General features: G+C 62.3%; 1 protein-coding gene. It reads right to left on the bottom strand.

Features of this window, described 5'->3' with window-relative positions; translation table 11 throughout:
• Positions 1 to 40 precede the first annotated feature (40 nt).
• On the bottom strand, positions 41 to 1,414 hold the full coding sequence (locus tag AC0L30_RS42920) for an IS30 family transposase (RefSeq protein WP_007597145.1): 1,374 nt from the start codon (positions 1,412 to 1,414) through the stop codon (positions 41 to 43).
• Positions 1,415 to 1,460: the final 46 nt, after the last annotated feature.

Below are 1,460 nucleotides of genomic sequence, written 5' to 3' on the forward strand. Positions count from 1 at the left end.
GGCGGATTCAAACGGTCGTCGCAACACCAGTTACTTTCACTCATAACAGAAGATCGTCAAGCGCCTCCGCCGGCGTTTTCCAGCCTAGTGTCTTCCGCGGTCGGGCATTGAGGGCCGCTGCCACAGCGGATATCTCTTCGGCGCTGTGGATGCTCAGGTCCGTGCCTTTCGGGAAGTACTGCCGCAGCAGCCCGTTGGTGTTCTCGTTAGTGCCGCGCTGCCATGGGCTTTGCGGGTCGCAGAAGTAGACCTGGATACCCGCATCGATCTTGAGACGATCGTGCTGAGCCATTTCGGCTCCCTGATCCCAGGTTAGCGAACGGCGCAGCTCTTCGGGCAAAGTGATGATGGTGCGCGTGATCGCGTCGCGCACGGCTTCGGCCCCATGTCCCGCAAGGGCTGGCCCGTTCTTCGCGCGCGGAGCTTCGCCATGCCCCGCCAACCGTGGAAGGTGCAAGAGCATCGTAAAGCGCGTCGTGCGCTCGACCAGCGTTCCGATTGCCGAGCTGCCAAGACCGAGGATAAGGTCCCCCTCCCAATGTCCCGGCACTGCTCGATCGGCAGCTTCAGCAGGGCGCTCACTGATCATGATCTCCGGCGAGACAAATCCCTTGCCTCGCCTGCGTACGCGCGCTCTGGGCATCCGTAACACACGCCCTGTTCGCAAGCAGGCCGTCAGCTCGCGGCGTAGCGCGCCACGGCCCTGAACGAAGAGGGCTTGATAGATAGCTTCGTGGCTGATGCGCATCGTCTTGTCGTCCGGGAAGTCGATCGGCAAGCGTCGAGCAATCTGCTCAGGGCTCCAGGCTTTGGCCCATCGCCGATCCTTGCGCTGGCCATGCCGCCGCCCCTTCCACGGAACGGCGGGACCAGGAACGGGAGCGCCGGTCGGGGCTACGACGCCGCCAGCAAGTCTTTCCTCCACATAAGTGCGCAAGGTTGCATTGAGCGCAAGCTTGGTCGGCTTAGGCCGGCGGGCGGATCGATCCGCATGCCATTGGGCAGTTATTGCCCGATACTCCAACCCGCCGCCGCGAGTGGCCGCGTTGCGCCGCAGTTCACGGGAGACTGTGGAAGCAGCCCGCCCCAGGCGACGTCCAATCTCCTGTATGGAATGGCCCTGCACCTTGAGAAGTGCGATCTCCTCGCGCTCATTCAACGAGAGATACCGCCCGGACAGTGCCTTTGCCGAAGATCTGAACATCGCTGGTGGCATGCCGCCCGCCTTTCGGAATAATCTGCTTCCGACAGGTTGTGACAATCCGGCTTCGAGTGCAGCATCTTCGCTGCTTAACCCAGCGGCAATCGCCCGCCAAAATTTATTCTGTTCATCGCGCCCGGCAACAGAGGGCCGTCCTGGCGACGGCAATGGGGCTCGTCCTGACCGCGCCGATCTGCGCCTTACAACGTTCATCGCAACCTCCAAACTCCTGGTGTTGCGACGACCGTTTGAATCCGCC

Source organism: Bradyrhizobium sp. MI1.11, from assembly GCF_055811255.1.

Excerpts from the sequence above, each read along its gene's own strand:
- AC0L30_RS42920 (WP_007597145.1), bottom strand. The coding sequence starts at position 1,414 with ATGAACGTTGTAAGGCGCAGATCGGCGCGGTCAGGACGAGCCCCATTG.